The following is a 17,084-nucleotide window of genomic DNA, read 5'->3' as shown; positions in this document are numbered from 1 at the left end:
AAGCTGTTTTTTATATCTATCTTCATCTTATGGATATTTAGAAGTTTTGGAAATGTAGTTTACATATATCTATTACTAACTAACTTTTAGCAAATGCTGTGTTGGTGATGTCTTCCATGGGCTGTACCCACGCAAAGTACATAACGTAATACAAAATATGCATTATTTCAAGGCAAAAGTTAGATATCAAATATCTAGCTTTTTGCTTGCAACTGGAAGTATCTAAGTAATTTAGAGTAATGTATTTTTTTATACAATTTGTGATAGCTAGGGCGATCGCATCTGAAAAAATGAGATTAAGATCAACTTGAGCATATTCTGTCAATCTGGTCAGGATGAGGACCACAACCACAGCCGCCAAACTCCTTTTTAAGGAATTACTAAGAGAGTTATGTCCCCGTCCGATGCTAGAGTGAAAGGTGACATTGCTTATTCTTATGTCTTCTCCGACCTTATCTGAAATCTAGCTTCACTCATTAGGCGCAGCATGGTAACAACCGCAGAAAAAACAAACATTGGTTACATTACCCAAATCATTGGCCCAGTTGTAGACGTTAAATTTCCCGGCGGGAAATTGCCACAAATCTACAACGCTTTGAAAATCGTTGGCACCAACGAAGCTGGACAGGAAATCAACATCACCGTTGAAGTACAGCAACTGCTGGGCGACAATCAGGTGCGGACTGTTGCGATGAGTTCTACCGAAGGCTTAGTCCGCGGTTTTGAAGTCACTGATACAGGCGCTCCCATCAACGTACCAGTTGGTAAAGCCACTTTGGGTAGGATTTTCAACGTCCTTGGCGAACCTGTGGACAACAAGGGTCCTGTAAATGCTGAGGCAAGTTTACCCATCCACCGCTCTGCTCCCAAATTCACTGACCTGGAAACAAAGCCTTCCGTGTTTGAGACTGGGATTAAAGTTGTTGACCTTCTGACTCCCTATCGACGCGGCGGTAAGATTGGTCTATTCGGCGGTGCTGGTGTTGGTAAGACCGTGATCATGATGGAGTTGATCAACAACATCGCTACTCAGCATGGTGGAGTATCTGTTTTTGCTGGCGTGGGTGAACGCACCCGTGAAGGCAATGACCTCTACAATGAAATGATTGAATCTGGGGTTATCAACAAAGACAACCTCAACGAATCAAAAATTGCTCTAGTTTACGGTCAAATGAACGAGCCACCCGGAGCTAGAATGCGGGTTGGTCTTTCAGGATTGACAGTAGCAGAATACTTCCGCGATGTGAACAAGCAGGATGTGCTGTTGTTTATTGACAACATTTTCCGGTTTGTACAAGCAGGTTCGGAAGTATCGGCGTTACTAGGTCGGATGCCTTCAGCGGTGGGATATCAGCCCACATTGGGAACCGACGTAGGTGAACTGCAAGAGCGGATTACCTCGACTACCGAGGGTTCGATTACCTCCATTCAAGCAGTGTACGTACCAGCGGATGACCTCACCGACCCCGCACCTGCTACCACCTTCGCTCACTTAGATGGTACAACAGTACTATCTCGTGGTTTGGCTGCTAAGGGAATTTATCCCGCAGTTGACCCCCTTGGTTCAACTTCCACCATGCTTCAGCCCAATATTGTCGGTGACGAACACTACAATACGGCGCGGGCGGTGCAATCAACTCTGCAACGTTATAAAGAACTCCAAGACATTATCGCCATTCTCGGTCTAGATGAATTGTCTGAAGAAGACCGTCTCATCGTAGCGCGGGCCCGGAAAGTTGAGCGTTTCTTGTCTCAGCCGTTCTTTGTGGCAGAAGTATTCACCGGTTCTCCTGGTAAGTACGTGAAGTTGGAAGACACCATTAAAGGGTTCCAAAAGATTCTGTCTGGTGAGTTAGATGCTCTACCAGAACAGGCTTTCTACTTGGTTGGCGATATTAACGAAGCGATCGCCAAAGCTGAAAAAATTAAAGGTTAGTCATTAGTCATTGGTCATTAGTCATTAGTGCGATCGCTAATGACTAATGGCTAATAGCAAAGACAACAGACAAAGGACAAAAGACAAATGACATTAACCGTTCGTGTAATTTCCCCAGATAAAACAGTCTGGGATGCCCCAGCTGAAGAAGTTGTTTTGCCTAGCACTACTGGTCAACTAGGTATACTAACTGGACACGCACCACTTTTGACTGCTTTAGATACTGGTGTCATGCGAGTTCGTGGTGCTAAAAATCAGAATTGGGAAGCGATCGCCCTTTTGGGTGGCTTTGCCGAAGTCGAAGAAAATGAAGTGACAATTCTGGTTAACGGCGCTGAACGTGGCGACAAAATTAACCTTGATGAAGCCCGTACTGCTTACAACCAAGCAGAAGCGCGTCTAAGTCAAGTTTCCGCAGACGATCGCCAAGCCCAAATCCAGGCAACCCAAGCCTTCAAACGCGCCCGCGCTCGGTTTCAAGCTGCTGGCGGTTCGGTCTAATTTAACTTTATATTTCCACTTTGTAGGTTGGGCAATTTCCAACCTACAAAATATTTATTAAAAAGAACTCAGGAGTCAGGAGTCAGGAGTCAGAATTTAACGTGAATTCTGTACGGATGCTAAAACTCCTTTAGGGACAGAGCATTCTGAATTCTGAATTCTGACTCCTTATTTATTTAAAAAAATTACGCCAAGTTTAAGAAATCGAGGCAAGCTTTGGTGGAGTGTTAAATTAGCTAATTAGTTGCCCAGATGGGCACAAATTATGAAAAGCTTTTCATCTTTGCTTGGTACTCGTAAACAAAATAAAGTAGCTCGTTTAGCAGCATCTATCGTAGCAACCTTAGCAATTGCTGGTAGTGTTCACTCCGCCAATGCTACTTTTGTCAAAACAACTACTGCAAAAGAAATTACTTCAGCGACTGTCCAGCTAAATCAGACCACACCAAATATTGCTCAGTTACAAACTAGCAGGACTCAATATCAAGCTGCTGGAATTAATCCTGTTGTAGTGGTTCCCATCCTACTCGTCGGCGGTTTAGTTATATTTGTCCCCCTATTCTTTGGGGGACTAGTAGTGATTGGCGAACGGGAAGTTGGCGTTGTAGTTAGAAAATTTACCCTTTCCGGGCGCGGACTCCCTGCCGGCAGTTTGATTGCCCTCAACGGCGAAGCTGGCTTGCAGGCAGATACTTTAGCTCCTGGTTGGCATTGGGGCTATTGGCCTTGGCAGTATTCTGTAAAGAAAGAATCGGTAATTGTTGTTCCCCAAGGGGAAATTGCTTTGATTGTGGCAGCAGATGGTCAACCCAACCCACCAGAGCGAATTTTAGGTAAAATCGTGGGTTGTGACAACTTCCAAGACGCTCGAAAATTCCTCATCGAAGGTGGCGAAAAAGGGCGGCAAATGGGTTTTCTTACGGCTGGTACATACCGGATCAATACTGCCCTATTTAAAGTCATCATGGCATCAAATGCCAGCGCTCATGGCATGGCTCCAGAACAGTTGCGAGTGTACAGTCTGGCATCTGATAAAGTTGGTATTGTCACTACCTTAGATGGTTTACCAATTTCTGCTGGTGAACTTGCAGGCCCGATAATTGAGGGACACGACAACTTCCAAAATGGTCAGAAATTTATTAATGGGGGTGGGCGGCGAGGTTTACAAGAACAGATATTACTTTCGGGTTCTTGGAACTTGAACCCTTGGTTTGTCCAGGTTGAACAAGTGCCGATGACGGAAATTCCCATTGGGTATGTGGGTGTGGTGATTTCTTTCGTGGGTAAGGCACATCAAGATGTCAGTGGCGCAGCTTTCACCCACGGTAATTTGGTGAATCCTGGACATAAGGGCGTGTGGGTCGAACCGCTGTATCCTGGCAAACATCCGATTAATTCTCGGATCATGAAGATGGAACTGGTGCCAACGACCAACATTGTCTTAAATTGGTCAGATCGCACCGAACGCCACAGCTATGATGCTCAACTGGCTTCCTTGACAGTGCGATCGCGTGATGGGTTTGCCTTTGATTTGGAAGTAGCACAAATTATCCATGTGGGTGCTTTAGATGCTCCGAAGGTAATTTCTCGCGTTGGTGCAATGCAAAATCTGGTAGACCATGTATTAGAACCAACTATCGGTAATTATTTCCGCAACTCAGCCCAAGACTATACTGTACTAGACTTTCTCACCGCTCGCAGCGAACGACAAGCTGAGGCTGCTGAGTATATTAAAACAGCATTGCGGGCTTATGACGTGCAAGCGATCGACACCCTGATTGGTGATATTCAGCCACCAGCGTCGTTAATGCAGACACAGACAGACCGGAAAATTGCCGAAGAAGAACGTAAGACTTATGAAGTTCAGCAGATGGCGCAAACCCAACGGCAGCAGCTTGTCCGGGAAACAGCACTGGCTGATATTCAGCAAGAAATGGTGAAATCAGAGCAGAGTGTACATATTGCTGACTTGAAAGCCCAAGCCCAAATTAAGCAGGCGACTGGTGAAGCCGAGGGGACAAAACTTCGGTCAATTGCTGAGGCTGAAGGTATTCGGGCCACAGGAAACGCCAAAGCTGAAACCTACCGTGCTGGTGTGGAAGCCTTGGGTTCACAAGGTTATACAGCAATGCAACTAATGCAGATTATCGGCGATCGCAATGTCCGCTTGATTCCAGATGTCTTAGTTGGCAGCAATGGCAGCAATAACGGTTTAGTGGATGGGCTACTATCCATGATTTTATGGAATCAAACTGGTAAGGGTGAATTGGCACCAACACCTTTGCATCCACAACCAGTAACCAAAGCGCAACCAACCCCAGAAAACGGTTATCCACCTATAGTGGTGAATTTTCCGGGGGATAAGTAACATTAGCAACATTTGGTAGGGGCGTAGATATGTGCATAAGTAAGTGTCAACTTAAGCTAAAAGCTTCGTCAAATCTCGTTTCCAGCCTCTGGGCTGGAAATGCACTTCAATTGCGGCTCTGCCGCCAGCAAGGGAGGCGCAGCCTTTAGGACAGCATTCCCAGTCTGAAGCTAGGAACGAGACAACGAGACAATATCTAAAAGCTTTTTCTAGGCTGGCTTTCACGTTAAGTTGACACCAATGAGATATGTGCGCCCCCAATACGGTTTGGATAAGCAGAGGAGGCAAGGGAGGAAATAGTTGCAACAAGCCACGTTCAGCCTCTTCTGGCAAACTAAAATTCAATCGTTTTACCTTCTAATTGTCCGTCGCGAAAGATAGATTCGCTCTACATCAGAACGAGCAGCGATCGTTTGGATTAACAAAGGGGTAACTTCCGCCACCACAATTGGTGTATAAAGAGATTGATAAATGACCCGTTGGTTACTTTCCTTAAGTTGGTTTACAAGAGGTTGCTGAATTAGCTGATAGTGAGATTTAAGAGTATTTAAGTGATTTTGATGCTCACTCTGGTTCGATCCTCGATAAGGCTGAACTGTTTCTCCTTTTAGATGAAAAATGACCTTGATAGGGCTATTACTGCCTTGAGCAATGCGATTAGCTAATTCGGTTTCCAATTTGCCAACGAAGCCCTTATTATTGATTGCTTGAATAGCCTGCTCTAACGCTTCCTGACTAATTTGATTGCCAGCAGCATCAAGGGATACACCATAGATATTGCCTTGGGTATCTATTAGCTTAAACCGCGTGATTCCAGTATCAGCTAGAGTTACTTGGTTAACTACACTGAGGCTGTTAGCCGAGATTCCTGTAGTCTTAGAAACCTCTAACTTAGCTTTTTCAGCTAAATTGTTTAATGTCTGTCCTAAGAGCGGAAGGCTAAAGGCTACTGTAGGCACAAATGAGATAACAGCAGATAAGCAAACGGTTAGACCTAAGAATTTCTGCATCTTGATTTTATACTTTCTCGTAAGCATTTCCGAGTTATAAGTAACTAAAAACAGCTATATTTTATTGTGGATGCTATGTAGGCAAAGAAATTTTGCTTTTAGAAGAACGTTATCGTTTACTCAAGCAGATTGGTAAAGGTGGATTCTGTAAAACCTTCCTCGCAATAGACGAAGGTAAGTTTACGCCAGTTCCTTGCGTCGTTCAAGAATTATCGCTGGAATACGAAATATTTAAAAATTTTCAGCAAATGGGACAACAGCTAGAGGAATTAGGAAAGCATCCGCAAATTCCCGCTTTATTGGCTTATTTTCAGCACAACGGGTATTTTTATTTAGTGCAAGAGTTTATTGCAGGCACTAATTTAGCTCAGGTGGTTGAAGAAGAAGGTGCTTTTAATGAAACTCAGATTTGGCAACTGTTAGAAGATTTGTTGCCAGTTTTGCAGTTGATTAGCGATCGCCACATCATTCACCGCGATATTAAACCCCAAAATATCATCCGTAGATCCCCAATTGCTAAAAAGGGGAATTTCGTTATAGTCGATTTTACCACTGCGAAAATTGTCACAGAAATTGATCGGTTAACATTTGAAACCAGTATTGGCAGTCCAGAATACGCTGCACCAGAACAAACGAAGGGGAAAGCCGTTTTTGCTAGTGATTTATATAGCTTGGGTATAACTTGTATTTACTTACTTACCCAGATTCCTCCCTTTGATTTATATGATATTGCTAACGATTGCTGGGTTTGGCAACAATATCTTACTACTAAGGTAAGCGATGTCTGGCGACAAGACTCAAAGAGTTTACGCTTGGCGCAAATCCTCGACAAGCTGCTGCAAAACGTTGTTAACCGCCGCTTTCAATCGGCTGATGAAGTTATGCAAGCAATGGGTATGGAATGTAAAACTCAAAATTTTAAATTACCAAATCCTCCTTGGCGATGCTTGCATACCTTAACTGGGCATTCTGGGACATTAAGTAGTGTGAATGCCCTTGCCATTAGTCCTGACGGTTACACTTTAGCCAGTGCTAGTGATGACAAAAACATCAAATTGTGGGATTTAAATACTAAAAAAGTCCTAGCTAGCTTATCAGGACATTCTCAAGCTGTAAAATCAGTTAGCTTCAGTCCTGACGGGAAAATTCTGGCAACTGCTAGCAATGATAAAACTATCAAATTGTGGCAGGTTGAAACATTAGAGGAAATCTGCATCCTCTTGGGACACGCACAGGCTGTAAAATCAGTTGCTTTCAGTCCAGATGGGCAGATTCTCGCTAGTGGTAGCTGGGATAAGACAATCAAACTCTGGGATGTCAATACAGGCAGAGAAATTTGCACCCTAGCTGGACACCAATTAAAGGTAAATTCAGTCGCATTTAGTCCCCAAGGACAGCTTTTAGCCAGCGCTAGTTATGACAGAACAATTCGCTTGTGGCAGATAGAAGGTTCCCAGAGAGAAATTCAAAACCGCCCATGCTATAGCTTGTTAAGCACCCTTTCGGGTCATGCGTGGGCGGTTTTGACAGTCGCTTTTAGTCCCGATGGGAAAATTTTAGCGACGGGTAGTGATGATAACACTATTAAATTGTGGGAGGTAAACACTGGTCAGCTAATTTGCACACTTGTAGGCCATTCTTGGTCTGTGGTGGCTGTGGCTTTTACTGCCGATGGCGAAACACTCCTAAGTGCAAGTTGCGACAAAACAGTTAAACTTTGGAGGGTAAGCACAGCAGAAGAGATTGTTACTCTCTCTGGTCATGTAGACTCAGTATCTGCTGTTGCTGTGAGCAAAGTTACACAATTAATTGCAAGTGGCAGCCGGGACAAGACTATCAAACTGTGGCAGCTTGTAGAACATGACAATAGCTAATTTTGTAATATCAAGCGCTACCTGTGAAGGCAACTTCTGGAAATTTCAATTGAGCTTCTGCCATTGGACGGTTTCTGCCTTCCTCTTGCCAGTAGTTAATCACTTCTGTCGCTTTATTAAGCAACTCGACACGATCCACATCAGTAATCCAATGTTTGGATTCTAATTCCTTTTTTAACTCTTCCCAGGCATCATTTCTGGGCCAAAAAAAGTACTTAGTCAAGGGACTGGTGCCTTTGCCTACAACTTGATCCACTGCTAGGGCAACGTTCTCGTCTAACCACAGAATTTTCAAAATAAACTTGGTCAATCACACCTCCGGGAATTTCCGGGCATTTAACTAGGATAGCGATCGCTTATTTTAACGCAATACCCTATCAAATGACCAAACAGTGATTGGATTGGGCTAGCATAAGGTGTAGTCGGCGTTAACGAAAGATCCTTGCGACCGAAACAGACTTATGATAGAGAGCAAGTAAATTTGTTTCGTATGTTACTGCGAACGACCCACCAGTTCTGACTGTCCACGGTGCTGAGGATCGCACGGTTTCCTATGCTCAGGCTGTTCGCCTAGAGACAGCTTTACGAAAGGTTGGCGTACCGAGTTATTTTGTCACTGTCAAAGGTGCAGGGCATGGTGACTTTGGCACTGCCGCAGACAATAGAGTAAAAGCCTTCTTGGATAAGTATCTACGTAGGCAGTGCGTAGAGGTTTTGATTGCAACGATCAATTGGCGTAAGTTTCAGGAGAACAAAGATGAAAAATGACCTAAATTCATACTTACCTGTACCAAGTAAAGGAAAATTTGCAGCCACTTTCGGTGTAGTAAGACCAATTAGCTTTTGGGTACAGTTAGCATTAGGCACTGTTTCTATCTTGGCTTTGTTACTGGCTATATTTAGCCGTAACGTCACTGCCCAAACAACAACAAATTCGGTTATGGGTTTTGGAGTATTTTTGGGAATTATTGGAATTTTAGTGCTGTGTTTCCGACTCTACTGGATGAACCGCTACAGGCGTTTAGACAAACTTTTACAGTCGCCTAATCGGGAATTACATCCAAGTAAACAGGACGTAATTCAAGTCTTACAAATTGGGGTAATTGTCAGTTTTATAGGGCTATTGTTAGCTTTTTTAGCATCTGAAGTGGCTGTTATTGCTGTATTAACGAAAACGCTAGCTCTGCCTCAAACAATAGCAGTCTATAGACCTGAAAATGTCATTCGGTCTCTAGATATTTTTGTGGTTTTGGCCAATGTCAATCTGATTGGCGCTCACTTTGTCGGAGGCGCTACTTCACTTGGACTGCTTAACTGGTTAGAGCAATAGTCACCAAAGCAAAAAGTCAGTAAAACGATACACTTAAAAAAAATTCCTTGTATATTTTTAACTGAACACTTGCTGTTCAATTTCAAAAGCCCTGAGAAAATTCCAGGGCTTTATTTACAGGGAGTTTAGTAAAAGGGACTCAATACTTGGGATTAGGGATTGGGGTAAGGGTTAAAAATCGCTCATATTATTGTGGTTGCTCATTACCCACCACCAAATTTTAAAAAACTTTTTCCCAGTACCCAGTAAAGAGTACCCAATTCCTGAGCAGCGTTCCTCCCCGACTAACACAAATGTCCTGTAGGAGACTCACGAAACGCGACCAGTTAATTCTTTTACCAAGTTTTGGATTTTCAACTACTTAACACAATATTCTCCGCTTCTGCTATTTATGAAAAGATGAATACATAGGCAAGATAAAAATAAAACTCTTTTCCTCCCTACCCATGACTCAACCAACTTCTGCAAAAGCGATTGTTGTTTTCGATATTGATGGCGTTGTGCGCGATGTTAGCGGTTCCTACCGCCGGGCGATCGCAGATACCGTAGAATATTTTACGACCCAAGCATATCGTCCAACCCCACTGGATATTGACCAACTAAAATCTGAAGGCGTGTGGAATAACGATTGGGAAGCATCACAGGAATTAATTTATCGCTACTTTGAAACCCAAGGACAGAGCCGAGAACAACTGCAATTAGATTACAGTGCGATCGTTGCGTTTTTTCAATCGCGTTACCGAGGCTCAGATCCAAATAATTTTACAGGATATATCTGTAATGAACCCTTATTATTACAACCTAGTTATTTAGAACAACTTACCCAAGCGGGGATTGCTTGGGGATTTTTTAGCGGTGCGACTCGTGCTTCTGCTAACTATGTCTTAGAAAAACGCTTGGGTTTGGAATCTCCGGTGTTGATTGCGATGGAAGATGCGCCAGGTAAACCTGACCCCACTGGACTTTTTGCTACAGTTCGTGAGTTAGATAATGGAATTGAGCAAAAATTAGCGATCGTGTATGTGGGAGATACGGTAGCAGATATGTATACCGTCGAGAAAGCACAGGCTTTGGATTCTTCTCGCACTTGGCTTGGTGTAGGCGTTCTGCCGCCCCACGTACAGGAAACACCAGCCCGAAGTGATGCATATAGTAAGACACTAATAGCAGCAGGAGCAGCAGTAGTTTTCCGTAACGTGGAGGAATTGACTCCAAGACAGATTCAAGAATTGGTAAGTTCATTTGCTTGATCTGTAGTTTAAGATTAATCAAGCTAGGGGTGCATAAATGACTGGCTGATAAGAATCTTGCTTTAATCATTGGGAGATTAATAAAAATGTCTGCACTTAAACTGCCTAACGGCCCTCAAACTCACCCTTGGGTACAGACGTATCAGTGGCTGACTAATCCCTTAGAATACCTAGAAGACTGTGCTAAACACTATGGTGATATCTTCACCCTTCAGCTAGGACAAAATTCTCCTGCTCAAGTTTTCATTAGCAATCCCCAGGCGATTCAGCAGATTTTTACTACAGATCCAAAACACTTAGACTCTGGTGAGCCAGCAGGGATTAGATCGCCTTTATTAGGACGCCAATCACTACTGGCGCTGGAGGGAAAGCCTCATCAGCGACAACGAAAGCTATTGACACCACCCTTACATGGGGAACGAATGCTAGCTTATGGTGAATTAATCCGCGACATCACTAAGCAAGTGATTAATCAGTGGCAGGTTGGAGAAACCTTTGCAGCTCTGCCATCAATGCAAGCAATCTCTTTCCAAGTGATTTTGAAGGCTGTATTTGGTCTAGAAGATGGGCCACGTTACGAGAAACTCAATGAACTCCTGATTGCAATCCTGAATCCCAAAATCCCTATTTTAAGAACAGTTCTGCTTCTTTTCCCATCATTACGACAGGATTTAGGAGCATGGAGTCCTTGGGGGAAATACTTGCGTTTACGGCAGCAGATTGATCAAATTATCTACGCCGAGATTCGCGATCGCAAAGCACAACTCGATTCATCTCGGACTGATATTCTATCTTTGATGATGGCTGCTCGTGATGAGGCGGGAGAGCCGATGACAGACTTGGAATTACGCGATGAGTTGATGACGCTATTAGTGGCGGGTCACGAAACTACTGCAACTTCCTTATCATGGGCACTGTACTGGATTCATCATCAGCCGCAGGTACGTGAAAAACTGCTGCAAGAATTAGATAAGTTGGGTGAACAACCAGATGCAAATGCTATTTTCCGATTGCCTTATTTGAATGCTGTCTGTTCTGAAACGCTACGTCTTTATCCAGTAGCAATATCGGCACTAAATCGAGTGGTCAAATCACCGCTACAAATTGGAGAATACAACTTTGAGCCTGGTACTTTGCTCAATCCCTCTATTTATTTGACCCATCATCGAGAAGATTTATATCCTGAACCGAAACAATTTAAGCCAGAGCGTTTTCTGGAACGGCAATTTTCTCCCTATGAGTATTTACCCTTTGGTGGCGGCAACCGTCGCTGTATTGGTATGGCATTTGCCTTGTTTGAGATGAAACTGGTGTTGGCAACAGTGCTGTCTCACTGGGAAATGGAAATGGCTGATAGCAAACCAGTGAAGGCAGTACGTAAGGGTTTGCTATTTAGTCCAGCAGGTGGTGTGAAGATGGTGGTGAAGGGGAGACGCCAGCAAAATCAGGCAGTTCGGGAGACTAGTTTTGTTTAGAAAGTTTTAGAATGCGATCGCCAGGGAGGCATTTACTATGAAAGATGTTGCAAGTTTAGTAAATGAAATTATTACAGGGAAAGGTTATGTCCTGATTCAGGAAGTGTTAAATCAAACACAGGCATTAGAAGCGCGATCGCTTGTTCTGCAACTAGCCGAAAAGGAGAAACTGCAAGGAAAAGTTTTGCTTGACGACCAAAGAGAACGAGTCTATGGCTTAGTCTACAAAGGTGAAATCTTCGAGTTGATGGTACAGCATCCAACAGTGATCGCAGTCATTGAAGCCATTTTGGGTAGTGATGTGACTCTCGGTGGTTTCTCGGCTCATATCCTCAACTCTGGTGCAACAAATATGGGGGTACACGTAGACTATCCTTATTGGACTATGAGACCGCCATTTCCAGCTTATCCTGTGATGGAGATTCAAGTAATTTGGATGGTTGAAGATTTCACGCAGGAGAATGGTGCCCCTATTTTCGCTCCAGAAAGTCAGAAGCTTTGCAGCCCACCTGACTTAGTGCAATTTTCAAAAACGGGTGAAAAAGTAACTGGCAAGGCTGGTTCTGTGGTGATTTCCCACGGTCTTTGCTGGCATGATACCTCTATTAATTCTACTGACCAGCCAAGAGTGTCAATCCTTGGTAACTATGCTCCTAAGTATGTTCGTCCCCTTGAAAACCCATTGCATGATATGCAGCAGGAAGTTGTAGATCGTGCCAGTCCAAAGCTTAAACAGCTACTTGGGTACGAATTTAAGTCAGCCCTTTATAAGGATGTCAAAAGAATCCGTGCCGGAAATTGGAATGGCTAATCAAAAAAAGGCTCAAAATCTCTTAAAAGTTGTTTTAGACATTTTCTAAGAAATAACAGGCTTCCCTGTAGATACAGCCTGTTCCACAATATCAATTGCTCGACTCACGCCACCTGCTCGTTGAATCGCCTCTTGTAACCTAACTGCATTTTTTTTATAAGAATCTTCCGTCAACACCTTTTGTACAGCATTTCGCAACTTGGGAACAGTCAAGCTAGCAAGCGGTACCACTTCACCAGCACCAGCCCAAGCTATACGTGCTGCTACGCCTGGCTGGTCATTAGCAATTGGTATTGCTACTATTGGTACCCCATTATTTAGGGACTCTAAAGTAGTATTCATACCTGCGTGGGTAATGGTGAGAGACGCTTTTTTAAGCAATTCTAATTGGGGTGCATAACCAACAACCAGAGGATTTCCCGGCAAACTTCCCAGAGACTCTGGAGTTGCAGAACCACCTAACGAAATCACTAGTTGGGCATCCAAATCATTACAAGCTTCGGCAATAGACTTGAAAATTCCCAATAGGCGATTTTGTAAAGTCCCCATTGAGGCGTAAACCAATGGTTGTCCGGTCAATTTTTCATAAGGAAAATCAGGAAGTTCCCGACCAGTTGGACTATGATAAGGGCCCGTGAAATGGAAGCACTGGGGCAAATTTTCCCTTGGGAATTCCAATTGTGCAGGCTGTTGACTAATCTGAGCTAGTTGGGAATAGCGATCGTTAGAGCTAAACTGTGGGGGCAATTTCCACTCTTGGCGATACTGATTGATCACCCCTGTAATGGGTTTTACGGTACGACTCAGCAGTGTATAGCCGGCTCGGTTACGTAATCGCGCCCACCAAGCTGGATTGTAGCCCCAGGTTTTAAAATAAGGTGGGACACTCGGTTCTCGATTCAGTACCACAGCACTGCAAACTGTAATAAAAGGAATGCCCAGAAATTCTGCAATAGAACCTCCCTCTGGTGAAACTTGATCTACTAAAAGTGCTTCTACACCTGCTTCTTTGACTGCTGACGGTGCATCTCTGAGCATAACAGCCGCCTGATCTTTGAGGAAGTTGACGGTATATTGCAGCGCGGCGAGTCCACTCAGTTTACCTAACTGAGTTATTGATTCAGCGATCGCTCCAGTGGGAAATTCAGATTCACCAACGGCTTGGAATTCTAACTCTGCCGCTAGTGTCTTGGATTTAGCATCAAGTATACCGAATAAGGTAACGCGATGACCCCGCTTTTGAAGTTCTTTACCCAAGGGGAGCATGGTGTTGAGATGACCAGTTGTTGCCGGACAGATCAGCCCAAAATGAGTCATAAATGCTGTTTCTGTATATTTACAATGATGTATACCAGAAAACAGTTACATAGGCAAAGAAAAAATTTTTGCTCAGTTACAAGTGCCTACTGGATTTTTAAGAACTTATCCAAAGCTGTAACTAGGCTGGGATTCTCATTATTGTGTTTAAGCCAAGACAGGCTTGCCAGTAGAAACAGCCTGCTCAATAATATCAGCTGCTCGACTTACCCCCCCAGCACGGAGAGTAGCTGCTTGTAATCTGAGGGCATTCTGTTTATAAGATTCTTCTGTCAACACCCGCTTGATAGCATTTTTCAATCTGGGAACATTTAGTTTTTTGAGAGTGACAAGCTCACCTGCTCCTGTCCAAGCGATACGTGCTGCTACTCCTGGCTGATCATTAGCAACTGGAATCGCCACCATTGGCACTCCTTTTTTGAGACATTCCATTGTTGTATTCATTCCCGCATGAGTAATCATGAGGGTGGCTTTTTCTAGCACTTCTAATTGAGGTGCATACTCGACTACTAAAGGATTTCCTGCCAAGTCTGGTAGTGATTCTGGTTTAGCAGAACCTCCTAGAGAAATCACTAACTGAACATCCAAATCTTCACAAGCTGAAGCAATAGTCTGAAAAACCCAAATCAGACGGTTTTGCAATGTTCCCATCGAAGCGTAAATTAACGGTTTCCCCGTTAATTTTTCATAAGGGAAAGAAACAGTTGCTCGACTAGCTGAAGTATGGTAGCTTCCAGTGAAATGGAACCAAGGAGGTAATTCTTCTCTGGGAAATTCAAACTCAGCAGGTGCATTACTTATTTGAGCAAGTGGAGAGTAGCTATCTTTAAGATTAGAGTACAGGGGTAATTTCCACTCTCGACGATATTCATTAATCAAATCTTCAAATGGTTTGACGACGCTATTAAGTAAGGTGTAGCCTATTTGGTTGCGTAAGCGTGCCCACACAGCTGGGCTATAGTTCCAAGTTGTGAAAAAAGGAGGAATGCTAGGTTCTTGATTCAGCACTACAGCGCTGCACACAATAATGAAAGGGATTTTCAGAAACTCGGCAATTGTCCCTCCCTCTGGTGAACTTTGGTTTACTAGCAAAGCTTCTACACCTGCTGCTTTCATTGCTGCTGGAGCCTCTTGGAGTGTCACAGATGAAACAAGCTTCAGCAGGTCAATAGTGTATCGAAATGCAGCCAATCCCCGCAGTTGACCTAACTTGGTAAAGGATTCTGCTGTTGAGCGAGGGACAAAATCTTTTTCACCAATTGCTTGAAATTCTATTCCTGCTGCTAGTGCTTTAGATTGAGTATCGAGGGTTCCGAAAAGGGTGACGCGATGCCCACGCCGTTGAAGTTCCTGCCCCAAGGGAAGCATAGTGTTGAGCGGCCCGGTTGCTGCGCCAGGACAGATGATACCAAAATGAGTCATGATCAATGCCTCTACTGGATTTTCAAGAACTTATCCAAAGCTGTAACTAGGCTAGGAGGCCAACGGCGGATATTTTTTACCCAGTCAATATCTTTATAGCGGCTATCAAGTCCATAAGCTGCTACCCAGTTGCTTTCGGCTTCACCTTGTTCTCCATTTACCCAATATGCAGCTGTGAGGGCGGCACGCACATCAGCAAATTTGGAGTATTTACGGGCAATATTTCGCATTTCGCGGATTGCTTGCTCTTTTTTACCAGTTTCATACAGAGCGAGGGCGTAGTTAGCACGGGCGAAGGCAAAATTTGGGGCTATCTCATTAGATTTTTTGTAATCTGCGATCGCCGAATCCCATTTTCCTAAACCTGTTTTGGCATTTCCGCGATTGTTATATGCCATCGCATCGTTAGGATCGAGTTCTAAGACATGATTATAATCTGCGATCGCCGAATCCCATTTTCCCATGCCTTCCAACGCCGCCCCCCGATTTAAATATGGATCGGTGACATTTGGCGCTAGTTCTATAGCTTTGTTATAGTCTGCCAACGCCTCTTGTAACTTATTCTGACTCACCCGCGAATTTCCCCGGTTACTCCACGCCCCGGCATTTGTCGGAAATTGCTCAATAATCTTTGTCCAGTAAGTTTCAGCCGTCGCAAAGTCACCTTGATTCGTCGCTATAAACGCTTGATTTGCCCACTCATCACCTTGTTTTAACTGTTCTTGAGTAATGGGCGGCTGAGATTGTGCCATAACTGGTGTACCCCAGCCAAACACAAGTAACAGACTGAGAAGAATACTAATCAACTTAATCATTTAGGTTTACCTAATTTGTTCTTTGTCATTTGTCATTGAGTATGGGGCAGAGGAATGGAGTTCAAAGACTCATTTACGAGTATCAATGCCTAATGCCCCTCAAGAGTGCTGAGTTCCGAGTTTCGTTAGCGGTAGCGGGGCGTTTAGCCCGTGCTGAGTGGGGCAGAGGGGAGAATAACTTTTAACTCCTAACTCTTAACTCCTAACTCCTAACTCTTAACTCAGCACTGTTTTGCCCCATGCCCAATACCCATAATTACAATAATGACAACTGTTCATTAGGCGGCGTGAATCCCAAATGCTTATATGCTGCCTTTGTTGCCATCCTGCCGCGATGAGTCCGAGTTAAATACCCAATCTGCATGAGGTAGGGTTCGTACACCTCTTCAATTGTTTGAGTATCTTCACCCGTTGCTGCTGCCATTGTTTCTAACCCCACTGGCCCGCCGTTAAATTGTTCAATGATTACACTCAGCATCTGGCGATCTGTCCAATCTAAACCGCAAGGATCTACTTGGAATAGTTGCAATGCCTCAGATGCAATGCTTTCATTAATTTCACCAGAATTTTTTACTTCCGCATAATCACGGACTCGCTTAAGTAATCTATTAGCAATTCGTGGCGTTCCGCGTGAACGACGGGCAATTTCTGTGGCACCATCTTCTGTGACAGGGGTTTTGAGTAATTGAGCGGTTCGCAGTACAATTTGAGTCAGTTCGTCAACTTCGTAAAATCGCAGTTTTTGAATTAAACCGAAGCGATCGCGCAGTGGTGAAGTTAAAGCACCCACACGGGTTGTAGCTCCCACTAGAGTAAACTTTGACAGTGGCAAACTTCTAATGCGAGCGCTGGAACCCTTACCAATGGTAATATCTAAGCGATAATCTTCCATCGCTGGGTAGAGAATTTCCTCTGTCATCCGCGAGAGGCGATGAATTTCATCGACAAATAAAATATCTCCTGGTTTCATGTTCA

At 43.9% G+C, this 17,084-nt stretch carries 15 protein-coding genes and 1 pseudogene; 9 read left to right on the top strand and 7 right to left on the bottom strand.

Going from position 1 to position 17,084, the window contains the following annotated elements:
- Nucleotides 1-487: 487 nt before the first annotated feature.
- From atpD to RMY16_RS03940, 3 genes are all read left to right on the top strand, one after another.
- Nucleotides 488-1,936 (top strand): F0F1 ATP synthase subunit beta, encoded by a 1,449-nt coding sequence (gene atpD / locus RMY16_RS03950; protein ID WP_322636279.1) that lies wholly within the window; start codon nucleotides 488-490, stop codon nucleotides 1,934-1,936.
- 87 nt (nucleotides 1,937-2,023) lie between these two features.
- Nucleotides 2,024-2,437 carry an ATP synthase F1 subunit epsilon gene (gene atpC, locus RMY16_RS03945; protein WP_292715968.1) on the top strand — a complete coding sequence of 138 codons (414 nt, stop codon included), beginning with the start codon at nucleotides 2,024-2,026 and terminating at the stop codon, nucleotides 2,435-2,437.
- A 265-nt stretch (nucleotides 2,438-2,702) separates the two neighbouring features.
- Nucleotides 2,703-4,805, top strand: a complete 2,103-nt coding sequence (locus RMY16_RS03940; RefSeq protein ID WP_322735265.1) for a flotillin family protein — start codon at nucleotides 2,703-2,705, stop codon at nucleotides 4,803-4,805.
- A 51-nt stretch (nucleotides 4,806-4,856) separates the two neighbouring features.
- On the opposite strand, the gene RMY16_RS03935 is transcribed toward RMY16_RS03940, so the two are convergent.
- Together RMY16_RS03935 and RMY16_RS03930 are read right to left on the bottom strand one after the other, a co-directional pair.
- Nucleotides 4,857-5,150, bottom strand: coding sequence for a hypothetical protein (locus RMY16_RS03935; RefSeq protein ID WP_322735264.1), 294 nt, complete (start codon nucleotides 5,148-5,150; stop codon nucleotides 4,857-4,859).
- 5 nt (nucleotides 5,151-5,155) lie between these two features.
- Nucleotides 5,156-5,815 (bottom strand): hypothetical protein, encoded by a 660-nt coding sequence (locus tag RMY16_RS03930; protein WP_322735263.1) that lies wholly within the window; start codon nucleotides 5,813-5,815, stop codon nucleotides 5,156-5,158.
- 92 nt (nucleotides 5,816-5,907) lie between these two features.
- Between RMY16_RS03930 and RMY16_RS03925 the strand changes: the two genes are divergently transcribed.
- Entirely contained in the window at nucleotides 5,908-7,689 is a 1,782-nt protein-coding gene (locus RMY16_RS03925; protein WP_322735262.1) for a serine/threonine-protein kinase, read from the top strand.
- Nucleotides 7,690-7,699: 10 nt separating this feature from the next.
- On the opposite strand, the gene RMY16_RS03920 is transcribed toward RMY16_RS03925, so the two are convergent.
- The gene (locus tag RMY16_RS03920; protein ID WP_013190996.1) at nucleotides 7,700-7,999 is read right to left on the bottom strand and encodes a 30S ribosomal protein PSRP-3; all 300 of its coding nucleotides are present in this window, start codon (nucleotides 7,997-7,999) and stop codon (nucleotides 7,700-7,702) included.
- Between the two features lie 179 nt (nucleotides 8,000-8,178).
- Here RMY16_RS03920 and RMY16_RS32980 point away from each other — a divergent pair.
- The 5 genes and pseudogenes from RMY16_RS32980 to RMY16_RS03900 all read left to right on the top strand — a co-directional run.
- Nucleotides 8,179-8,457, top strand: a pseudogene (locus RMY16_RS32980) (alpha/beta hydrolase family protein); the annotation flags it as partial.
- The gene (locus tag RMY16_RS03915; protein WP_322735261.1) at nucleotides 8,447-9,019 is read left to right on the top strand and encodes a DUF3611 family protein; all 573 of its coding nucleotides are present in this window, start codon (nucleotides 8,447-8,449) and stop codon (nucleotides 9,017-9,019) included. The pseudogene RMY16_RS32980 and the gene RMY16_RS03915, both read left to right, overlap by 11 nt.
- A gap of 446 nt (nucleotides 9,020-9,465) precedes the next feature.
- Nucleotides 9,466-10,269 (top strand): TIGR01548 family HAD-type hydrolase, encoded by an 804-nt coding sequence (locus tag RMY16_RS03910; protein ID WP_322735260.1) that lies wholly within the window; start codon nucleotides 9,466-9,468, stop codon nucleotides 10,267-10,269.
- A gap of 86 nt (nucleotides 10,270-10,355) precedes the next feature.
- Nucleotides 10,356-11,744: a cytochrome P450 gene (locus tag RMY16_RS03905; RefSeq protein ID WP_322735259.1), complete on the top strand. Its 1,389-nt coding sequence runs from the start codon at nucleotides 10,356-10,358 to the stop codon at nucleotides 11,742-11,744.
- Nucleotides 11,745-11,781: 37 nt separating this feature from the next.
- Nucleotides 11,782-12,555 (top strand): phytanoyl-CoA dioxygenase family protein, encoded by a 774-nt coding sequence (locus RMY16_RS03900; protein ID WP_322735258.1) that lies wholly within the window; start codon nucleotides 11,782-11,784, stop codon nucleotides 12,553-12,555.
- 45 nt (nucleotides 12,556-12,600) lie between these two features.
- Here the strand turns inward: RMY16_RS03900 and RMY16_RS03895 are convergent, their stop codons facing one another.
- The 4 genes from RMY16_RS03895 to ruvB all read right to left on the bottom strand — a co-directional run.
- Nucleotides 12,601-13,872, bottom strand: coding sequence for a glycosyltransferase (locus tag RMY16_RS03895; protein ID WP_322735257.1), 1,272 nt, complete (start codon nucleotides 13,870-13,872; stop codon nucleotides 12,601-12,603).
- Nucleotides 13,873-14,019: 147 nt separating this feature from the next.
- Nucleotides 14,020-15,294 carry a glycosyltransferase gene (locus RMY16_RS03890; RefSeq protein WP_322735256.1) on the bottom strand — a complete coding sequence of 425 codons (1,275 nt, stop codon included), beginning with the start codon at nucleotides 15,292-15,294 and terminating at the stop codon, nucleotides 14,020-14,022.
- An 11-nt stretch (nucleotides 15,295-15,305) separates the two neighbouring features.
- Complete coding sequence (locus RMY16_RS03885) at nucleotides 15,306-16,109, bottom strand: tetratricopeptide repeat protein (protein WP_322735255.1); 804 nt, start codon at nucleotides 16,107-16,109, stop codon at nucleotides 15,306-15,308.
- Nucleotides 16,110-16,365: 256 nt separating this feature from the next.
- Nucleotides 16,366-17,084, bottom strand: a 719-nt coding sequence (ruvB, locus tag RMY16_RS03880; RefSeq protein ID WP_322735254.1) for a Holliday junction branch migration DNA helicase RuvB, incomplete at its 5' end; no start/stop codon positions are given.

This window comes from Nostoc sp. DedQUE12b (assembly GCF_034530835.1).
GTDB lineage: Bacteria > Cyanobacteriota > Cyanobacteriia > Cyanobacteriales > Nostocaceae > Nostoc.
The sequence above is the reverse complement of the archived record's forward strand: the minus strand, read 5'-3'. Positions and strand labels throughout refer to the sequence as shown.

Coding starts and splice junctions, on each gene's coding strand:
- RMY16_RS03895 (WP_322735257.1), bottom strand. CDS start 13,872: ATGACTCATTTTGGGCTGATCTGTCCGGCAACAACTGGTCATCTCAAC.
- RMY16_RS03890 (WP_322735256.1), bottom strand. CDS start 15,294: ATGACTCATTTTGGTATCATCTGTCCTGGCGCAGCAACCGGGCCGCTC.
- RMY16_RS03940 (WP_322735265.1), top strand. CDS start 2,703: ATGAAAAGCTTTTCATCTTTGCTTGGTACTCGTAAACAAAATAAAGTA.
- RMY16_RS03930 (WP_322735263.1), bottom strand. CDS start 5,815: ATGCAGAAATTCTTAGGTCTAACCGTTTGCTTATCTGCTGTTATCTCA.
- RMY16_RS03900 (WP_322735258.1), top strand. CDS start 11,782: ATGAAAGATGTTGCAAGTTTAGTAAATGAAATTATTACAGGGAAAGGT.
- RMY16_RS03910 (WP_322735260.1), top strand. CDS start 9,466: ATGACTCAACCAACTTCTGCAAAAGCGATTGTTGTTTTCGATATTGAT.
- atpD (WP_322636279.1), top strand. CDS start 488: ATGGTAACAACCGCAGAAAAAACAAACATTGGTTACATTACCCAAATC.
- atpC (WP_292715968.1), top strand. CDS start 2,024: ATGACATTAACCGTTCGTGTAATTTCCCCAGATAAAACAGTCTGGGAT.
- RMY16_RS03915 (WP_322735261.1), top strand. CDS start 8,447: ATGAAAAATGACCTAAATTCATACTTACCTGTACCAAGTAAAGGAAAA.
- RMY16_RS03885 (WP_322735255.1), bottom strand. CDS start 16,109: ATGATTAAGTTGATTAGTATTCTTCTCAGTCTGTTACTTGTGTTTGGC.
- RMY16_RS03905 (WP_322735259.1), top strand. CDS start 10,356: ATGTCTGCACTTAAACTGCCTAACGGCCCTCAAACTCACCCTTGGGTA.